This is a genomic window from Agarivorans aestuarii (assembly GCF_019670125.1).
Lineage (GTDB): Bacteria > Pseudomonadota > Gammaproteobacteria > Enterobacterales > Celerinatantimonadaceae > Agarivorans > Agarivorans aestuarii.
The window spans coordinates 3488650-3495000 of sequence record NZ_AP023033.1 but is presented as its reverse complement, the minus strand read 5'-3'; the positions used below and the strand labels follow the sequence as shown (position 1 = coordinate 3495000).

The following is a 6351-nucleotide window of genomic DNA, read 5'->3' as shown; positions in this document are numbered from 1 at the left end:
AGGGGGTCATCCCGACTTACCAACCCTTTGCAAACTCCGAATACCACTAAGTACTATCCGGGAGACACACGGCGGGTGCTAACGTCCGTCGTGGAAAGGGAAACAACCCAGACCGTCAGCTAAGGTCCCAAAGTGTATGTTAAGTGGGAAACGATGTGGGAAGGCTTAGACAGCCAGGATGTTGGCTTAGAAGCAGCCATCATTTAAAGAAAGCGTAATAGCTCACTGGTCGAGTCGGCCTGCGCGGAAGATGTAACGGGGCTAAACATACCACCGAAGCTACGGGAGCATGCTTGCATGCTCGGTAGAGGAGCGTTCTGTAAGCCGTTGAAGGTGAATCGTAAGGTTTGCTGGAGGTATCAGAAGTGCGAATGTTGACATGAGTAACGATAAAGGGGGTGAAAAGCCCCCTCGCCGAAAGACCAAGGTTTCCTGTCCAATGTTAATCAGGGCAGGGTGAGTCGGCCCCTAAGGCGAGACTGAAAAGTGTAGTCGATGGGAAACAGGTTAATATTCCTGTACTTCGTATAATTGCGATGGGAGGACGGAGAAGGCTAGGCCAGCGTGGCGATGGTTGTCCACGTGAAAGGCAGTAGGCGGTAAACTTAGGCAAATCCGGGTTTACATTACGCTGAGAGTTGATGACGAGTGTCTACGGACACGAAGTGGTTGATGCCCTGCTTCCAGGAAAAGTCTCTAAGCTTCAGATTATACGAAACCGTACCCCAAACCGACACAGGTGGTTGGGTAGAGAATACCAAGGCGCTTGAGAGAACTCGGGTGAAGGAACTAGGCAAAATGGTACCGTAACTTCGGGAGAAGGTACGCTCTTGATGGTGATGGGACTTGCTCCCTAAGCTGCTGAGAGTCGCAGATACCAGTTGGCTGCAACTGTTTATTAAAAACACAGCACTGTGCTAAATCGAAAGATGACGTATACGGTGTGACGCCTGCCCGGTGCCGGAAGGTTAATTGATGTGGTTAGTCTTTGGACGAAGCTATTGATCGAAGCCCCGGTAAACGGCGGCCGTAACTATAACGGTCCTAAGGTAGCGAAATTCCTTGTCGGGTAAGTTCCGACCTGCACGAATGGCGTAATGATGGCCAAGCTGTCTCCACCCGAGACTCAGTGAAATTGAAATTGCCGTGAAGATGCGGTGTACCCGCGGCTAGACGGAAAGACCCCGTGAACCTTTACTACAGCTTGACACTGAACATTGACCCTACATGTGTAGGATAGGTGGGAGGCTTTGAAGCGTTGTCGCTAGATGACGTGGAGCCGACCTTGAAATACCACCCTTGTAGTGTTGATGTTCTAACGTTGGTCCCTTATCGGGATTGCGGACAGTGTCTGGTGGGTAGTTTGACTGGGGCGGTCTCCTCCCAAAGAGTAACGGAGGAGCACGAAGGTTGGCTAAGTATGGTCGGACATCATACGGTTAGTGCAATGGCATAAGCCAGCTTAACTGCGAGACAGACACGTCGAGCAGGTACGAAAGTAGGTCATAGTGATCCGGTGGTTCTGTATGGAAGGGCCATCGCTCAACGGATAAAAGGTACTCCGGGGATAACAGGCTGATACCGCCCAAGAGTTCATATCGACGGCGGTGTTTGGCACCTCGATGTCGGCTCATCACATCCTGGGGCTGAAGTCGGTCCCAAGGGTATGGCTGTTCGCCATTTAAAGTGGTACGCGAGCTGGGTTTAGAACGTCGTGAGACAGTTCGGTCCCTATCTGCCGTGGGCGTTTGAGAATTGAGGGGAGCTGCTCCTAGTACGAGAGGACCGGAGTGGACGAACCGCTGGTGTTTGGGTTGTTATGCCAATAGCATTGCCCAGTAGCTACGTTCGGAACTGATAACCGCTGAAAGCATCTAAGCGGGAAGCAGGCCTCGAGATTAATTCTCACTAGGACTTTAAGTCCTCTGAAGGGCCGTTGGAGACTACAACGTTGATAGGCAAGGTGTGTAAGTGCTGTGAGGCATTGAGCTAACTTGTACTAATTACCCGTGAGGCTTAACCATACAACACCTAAAGGGTGTTGCTTATAGATACCTTATTTTTTAACCATGAATACTTGTTAGTACTTGTGAGATATTTTTAGCTTTTTCGAATGTTAAAGACAACAGTTTTTGCCTGGTGGCAATAGCGTTGTGGACCCACCTGATCCCATGCCGAACTCAGAAGTGAAACGCAACTGCGCCGATGATAGTGTGGGGTTTCCCCATGTGAAAGTAGGTCACTGCCAGGCTCTCATTATCGAAAAGGGCTTCCCGATTGGGAAGCCCTTTTTGTTTGTGTTTAGCGTGGCCTGCTTTCAAAAGTAGGGCGGAGGCGGTTAGGGACAAAACGCAGTTTTGTTCCGCCGAAGCACAAGCAGCTATGCTGCGCACCTGACCACTGCCAGGCTCTCTTACTAAGCCCTCGTCATACGACGAGGGCTTTTTTATTGCCTGCGATTTAGTCTCACAAAAGTCTTCCAGATATACCCACACTCAAGCCTCAGTCATTTACTCAACAGCACTAACCGAGCGCATCACAGACATCGCCTTCTTGCACATACAAAGTCGACCAGTGGTTACGCTTGGCGTATTTCTTAGCAAGGCTCGCCCGCTCGCTTAACTCATCGATACTCAGTTGCGAGGCTGCAGTCCAGCGGGTAACACCTACAGCCAATCCACTCAGATGAAAGAAGCGTTGTTGGCCGTCACGGTCTTTGGCCACAATGCCTTTGGCGTCTAGGTCTTTTTGCCGATACAAGGCTTCTCGGCGGCTATCAAATGTGCTGAGTAGGTGTAATACGGATGGCTGCCAGTTTTGGGTGGTGAAAATCACTATAAAGTCATCTCCGCCTAGGTGACCAATAAAGTGTGCATATTTACTTAAATGCATCCTTAATAGCTCAGCGACCAATTTGATCATTTTGTCACCGCGCTCATAGCCACAAATATCGTTAAAGGGTTTGAAGTTATTTAGGTCGAAGTAGGCAAGGTCAAATGACTGTTTACGTGCGATTAAGTGGTTTAGACTGCGTTGCAGAGGCACGTTACCCGGTAAAGTCGTTAAGGGGTTAGCGTAACGGGCTAATTGAAGTTTGTAGTCAGAGAGCTTTCGCATTACATCTACCGCTAAACCCACGCCGTAGTACTTACTATTTTGAGTAACAATAAATACAGCGTCTAAACCACTAGCTGTATGTTGGCTAAGTTTACGGCCGATTTCACTTAATGTGGTGTTGGTATCCACGGTTAAGGGATTGGTATCCATTAACTCGGCTACGGTTTTGCGCTGATTGAGTGAATGACCGTAAGGACCCGAGTACTGGGCAAGTAACTCTTCGCGCTTTATTAAGCCTAGAACTCGCTGTTGTCCATCTACCACCGGAAGTGAATTAATGGTTTTATCTTCGAGAATTGTTGTTAAAAGCTTTTTTGAAGATAGGTTAGGAGACACGATATTGGCAGAGCTGGCTAGAGAAAGTGCCGTATAGGGCTCTGTTACTACAGGAGTACTTGGCGCAGTTTTTCGCAGCTTTGGTTGATTAGTTGGTCGAGCAATATGAAAACCTTGAAGGTAAGGAATATCTAGGTTTACTAGTTGCTGATATTGTTCGGCATTTTCAATGCATTCAACAATGATTTGGCTGCCAATTTGTTCGGCAAGGTTTACCAGCGATGCAATGGCAGTGCTAACTTTGCCATCTTCTAGCAATTGCTCGCAGAAAAAACAGTCTAGCTTTAAATACTCAGGGCTGAGTTGTAACCATGTTTTAATGCCCGCGTAACCTGCTCCAAAATCATCCAAAGCGAACGAAATAGCTAATTTACGCAGATCTTGGATGCACTTTAAAAGCGCCTCATCAACGCAGATTGGCAGGTGCTCGGTAAGCTCGATAACTAGATTACCTTTGCTAGGAATAAGCTGTTCAAAGCATTGAGTACCTTGCTGCTGATAAATATACAGCAAGGTATCGGGTGAGAAGTTAATGAATAGATGGCCGTTTACATTTTGCTTATCAAAGCGTTGTCGAGCTAGCTGAGCGCAAATTAATTCAAGCTCATGCTGTTGGCTAGATTGGCGGGCAAACTCAAATAGTGTTAGTGGCGAATGGAAATAACTATTTTTGGGGCCTCTAGATAAGGCCTCATAGCCTAAAGCTTGATTGTTATTATGATCCCAAATAGTTTGAAAAGCGGTACTAATGCTTTGTTGCCTAATTAGGTCGTCAAACTCCAATTGTCGCTTGGCTCGCATCCTTGTTGCCTCATCTATTCTGTTGTTAAACAGGTGTAGCAGCTATTCTTTACAGAATCGTGACAAGTGGATGAATAATGATTTTTTCATTAAATTTAGATGCTTAGCTCTATTTTAATTGAGTAGTTGCTTAATTTCCTGCATTTGCGCATTACTGAGCGGTCCATGTTCAATAGCAGCTGCATTACTTAACACTTGAGCTGTATTTCGAAATCCTGGAATAGGTAATGTGTGCTCTCCTAAGCCCCAAATCCAAGCTAGTGCTCCTTGATTAACCGTTCTTCCCTTACTGGTTAAAATTGATTGAATGCCGGCTAATTTGTTGAGCAGTTCAGGCGATGCTTTACCGTTTATGAAGTATTTTAGCCACTCTGGATTGATGCAACGAATATCGTCTTTATCTAGAATGCTTGCATGATGGTACTTGCCTGAGAGCAGCCCCATAGCGAGTGGTCCTCGGTTTATCGCCGTTTTGTTGTGCTTGGCACAGAAGTTTACCAAATCATTGTTTTGGTCTAACACGTTGTTTTGAAACTGAAAGGCAATGCAGTGTTCGGCTGAAGAAAAGGCCTTTGCACGGTCTAGAAAGTCGGTACTCCAAGCGTAAGCGCGTATTTTCCCTGCCTTAACTAAATGCTCTAGAGTGTCTACTATTTGCCCTATATTTTCGGCTGGGTAGTCATTTAGGTGAAACTGGTATAAATCGATATACTCAGTACCTAAGCGTTTTAAGCTATTTTCGCAGTGCCGAATAATTGTCTCGTGTTGATCAAAGGTACCGCTGATGGTTTTGCTATCTTCATCAAACTCTAGGCCAAACTTAGTGCCAATAATGGCTTGCTGGCGTTTATTAGCTAGGGCTTTACCCAATACCCGTTCGCTGTGACCTGCACCATAGACTGCTGCAGTGTCAAAAAAGTTAATGCCAGCATCAAGTGCAGCGTGAATGGCCGAAATCGAGACCGCATCGTCTACTTTCCCCCAGCCACAAGGCTTGTTGTCTTGGTCGAAGAAAGGCCCGCCAATGGCCCAACAACCTAAACCAAGAGGGCTTACTTTCCATTCACCTAACTGTCTTAATTGCATAGCATTATCCTTTTTAGCTATTCGCTTCTTTAGCGGTTACCACGAATCCAAGGGCTAACCTCTTGCTGATAAAAATCGGCAAGCTTGGCATGAAGGTCTTTGCTTAAAGAGGTTTGGCCTGAGTAATGAGAGTTTTGCTGAATCTGCTCTGGTTTGCTTGCTCCCGTAATTACGCTGGTTATTTGCGGGTGGTCAAGTAGCCAACGAATTGCACACTCTGCAATAGCTAAGTTTTCAGGAAGCAGCGCTTTAAGCTGTTCAAGCAAGTTCAATGCTTTATCTAGCGGCAAACCAGCGAAAGTTTCCCCTACATGAAAGGCTGCGCCATCTCGGTTGTAGTGGCGGTGATCAGTTTCGGCAAATTGTCGTTGCGCGGTAACAGCGCCACTTAATAAACCACTGGCATAGGGCAAACGGGCAATTATTCCCACTTGTTGAGCTTGAGCTAAATCGAGCACTTCAGCTACCGCGTCTTGTCTAAATATGTTAATGATAATTTGTAAGCTGGTTAGAGCCGGGTCTTTTAAACACAACTTGGCTTCTTCCATCGACTCTACACTTGCACCGTAGTGCTCAATCAAGCCTTGTTGTTTAAAGTCGGCTAACCAAGTGAATATTTCACCATCACGAAGTATCTGGGTGGGAACACAATGCAGTTGAATCAAGGGAATGCTGGTTAAACCTAGCCGCTGTGAACTGGCTTCGATGCTTTGTTTAACTGTTTGTTTAGTGTAGTTATTCGGGTATAAGTTTGCATCTCGTCCAAGCTTGGTCGCAATGGTTATATCTGAATGCTGCTGGTAAAACTGCCCCAGTAATCGTTCGCTTAGGCCAGCGCCATATACATCGGCGGTATCATAAAAACGCACGCCACTTTGGTAGGCTTGCTCAAGAATGGTCAGTGACTGTGCTTCGCTCACAGGGCCAAAGTCACCGCCTAATTGCCAGCAGCCTAAACCAATTTCACTTAATACTAAGCCGCTTTTACCTAACACTCTGTTCTGCATTGTT

3 protein-coding genes and 2 rRNA genes (1 of these 5 only partly in view) are annotated in these 6351 nt (G+C 46.6%); 2 read left to right on the top strand and 3 right to left on the bottom strand.

Translation table 11 applies throughout. The features are described from left to right. Nucleotides 1–2024, top strand: a 23S ribosomal RNA gene (locus tag K5609_RS16280) (it extends 866 nt beyond the left edge of the window). A gap of 111 nt (nt 2025–2135) precedes the next feature. Then, nucleotides 2136–2251: ribosomal RNA gene (gene rrf / locus K5609_RS16275) — 5S ribosomal RNA — on the top strand. Nucleotides 2252–2523: 272 nt separating this feature from the next. On the opposite strand, the gene K5609_RS16270 is transcribed toward rrf, so the two are convergent. The 3 genes from K5609_RS16270 to K5609_RS16260 form a co-directional block, all read right to left on the bottom strand. Then, nucleotides 2524–4254: a GGDEF domain-containing protein gene (locus tag K5609_RS16270; RefSeq protein ID WP_221074567.1), complete on the bottom strand. Its 1731-nt coding sequence runs from the start codon at nt 4252–4254 to the stop codon at nt 2524–2526. A gap of 114 nt (nt 4255–4368) precedes the next feature. Then, nucleotides 4369–5340: an aldo/keto reductase gene (locus tag K5609_RS16265; RefSeq protein WP_221074566.1), complete on the bottom strand. Its 972-nt coding sequence runs from the start codon at nt 5338–5340 to the stop codon at nt 4369–4371. A gap of 29 nt (nt 5341–5369) precedes the next feature. Continuing rightward, a complete protein-coding gene (locus tag K5609_RS16260) occupies nt 5370–6347 on the bottom strand; it encodes an aldo/keto reductase (RefSeq protein WP_221074565.1) in 978 nt (325 codons plus the stop codon). Nucleotides 6348–6351: the final 4 nt, after the last annotated feature.

What these genes read in the sequence shown, in the direction of transcription:
- K5609_RS16270 (WP_221074567.1), bottom strand. Translation starts at nt 4,254, where the DNA reads ATGCGAGCCAAGCGACAATTGGAGTTTGACGACCTAATTAGGCAACAA.
- K5609_RS16265 (WP_221074566.1), bottom strand. Translation starts at nt 5,340, where the DNA reads ATGCAATTAAGACAGTTAGGTGAATGGAAAGTAAGCCCTCTTGGTTTA.
- K5609_RS16260 (WP_221074565.1), bottom strand. Translation starts at nt 6,347, where the DNA reads ATGCAGAACAGAGTGTTAGGTAAAAGCGGCTTAGTATTAAGTGAAATT.